Here is a 1,565-nt window from a genome sequence, read left to right as displayed (position 1 = left end):
GTTGGGGTTATACTCATTGTTGGAAGGGTATGAAACATTGAAAATCTATTCGGAACCGCCGTATGCGATCCACGCTTGTACGGTGGTGTGAGAGGACGGCGGGAGTGATCCCGCCTCCTACTCGATTGCACTTCGTGTTGTTTATTGAAGCAAACTCTCTTTTTTGATTTTTTTCTTGATAAAAACCAATCTAATTAATGGCAAACGTTTGCTAATAGTCACGAAATCGCTTGGTTATGAGAGCGGATTAAAATCTTTGTCAAGTGCTCTTTAGCGTTAATGATGATAATGATATTTTAACCACATGTATTTTATTTGTTTATTTTTTGTCAATTATTTATTTGCAACTTGAGTTTTTACTCTATCGTGTTTTTTGTCACAAAAATAAAACATTGATTGAGTTAATATTACAAGCTGTTGTGATTAATCTCACTTGGGGGTGGTTAATATGTGCTCTAAGGAAATGGAATTGTTTGGATAGTTATTGTTTTAACTAAGGCGAGCAGTTAAGGAATATCTAAAATATGCATAGTAATTGTAAAACATTCAGTTTGTCGGTAATGATATTGGCTATGACTGCCAATAGTTCGATTTGGGCTAATACTCTAAATTCTTATAATATCGATGGTAATACCTACTCAAGCAGTATTGTTAAAGGTGTCAATCAATATAATGGAGTATGCAGTCTCTCGACGGCTATAGAATTAACTATTCGTCAAATTCAGGGAGAAGAGGGCCGTTCCCCTTATGTGAATGATGGATTTTGGAGTTCTCAGCCGTATAAGGTGACAGGTGTAGTTGCGCATATTTCCAAAGGCGAAACAGACTGGCGTGGTATTTTCTTGCAAGACAAATACGCATTAGATAGAAAAGGGTCTGATGGTGTTTTTGTTCGTATGAACACAAGACAGCTAGATCCATTGCCTGAAGTTGGTCAAGAAATTTGTCTTGAGGCTCATATTCAAGAATACTTTGGTATGACTCGATTAGCTAACCGAGGTGTACCAAGTAATTATATTACTGAATTTGATGTTATTGATTCAGGGTTTACTCCTCGGGTAACCACACTGCAAGTGCATGAAACTGACTACGTTGGTGAAGGGGATGATCGCCGTTTAGACTTTAGCCGCACCCTAGAGCGTCATGAAGGAATGTTAATTACACTCCCTAAAGACGTTAATCCATTGGAAGATGGCAAGCAAGATATGCGTGTCACTCGCACTTTTAGTTTTGACTTTGGCTCATTTAGGCAAAATATGGTACTTGCTTATGAGCGAGTTAATATGCAGCCAAACCAGTTAAATGTAGCTGGTGGTAAAGAGTCTCAAGAAGCATCAAGAGAGAATCAGCGGCGTCGTCTATTTGTTGAAAGCGATCGTAAAGCTAAAGATGGAGAAATTCCTTATTTCCCAGCGTTTAAAGAAAATCCGAACCAGAACGCTGAAGGATCCCCTCATAAATCACCCAGCGCATAACCATATTGGTGAAGTTGCCGTGTAAGCTCTGCCCCTGCTTCGAGCAGCTCTAACGTTGTAATTTCGTAGTCTGACCTGCGTAGAACTTCC

The 1,565-nt window shown here is 39.2% G+C and carries 1 protein-coding gene and 1 pseudogene; both read left to right on the top strand.

The genetic code is table 11. The features are described 5' to 3' along the window. Positions 1 to 91: pseudogene (locus tag FKN93_RS18160) on the top strand (RNA-directed DNA polymerase); the annotation flags it as partial. Positions 92 to 524: 433 nt separating this feature from the next. Further along, positions 525 to 1,475 carry a hypothetical protein gene (locus FKN93_RS17290; RefSeq protein WP_170905754.1) on the top strand — a complete coding sequence of 317 codons (951 nt, stop codon included), beginning with the start codon at positions 525 to 527 and terminating at the stop codon, positions 1,473 to 1,475. The last annotated feature ends 90 nt before the right edge of the window (positions 1,476 to 1,565 follow it).

Origin of the sequence: Vibrio sp. A8-1 (assembly GCF_013048685.1) — a bacterium.
Lineage (GTDB): Bacteria > Pseudomonadota > Gammaproteobacteria > Enterobacterales > Vibrionaceae > Vibrio > Vibrio metschnikovii.
This window is presented reverse-complemented; position numbering and strand designations above follow the sequence as displayed.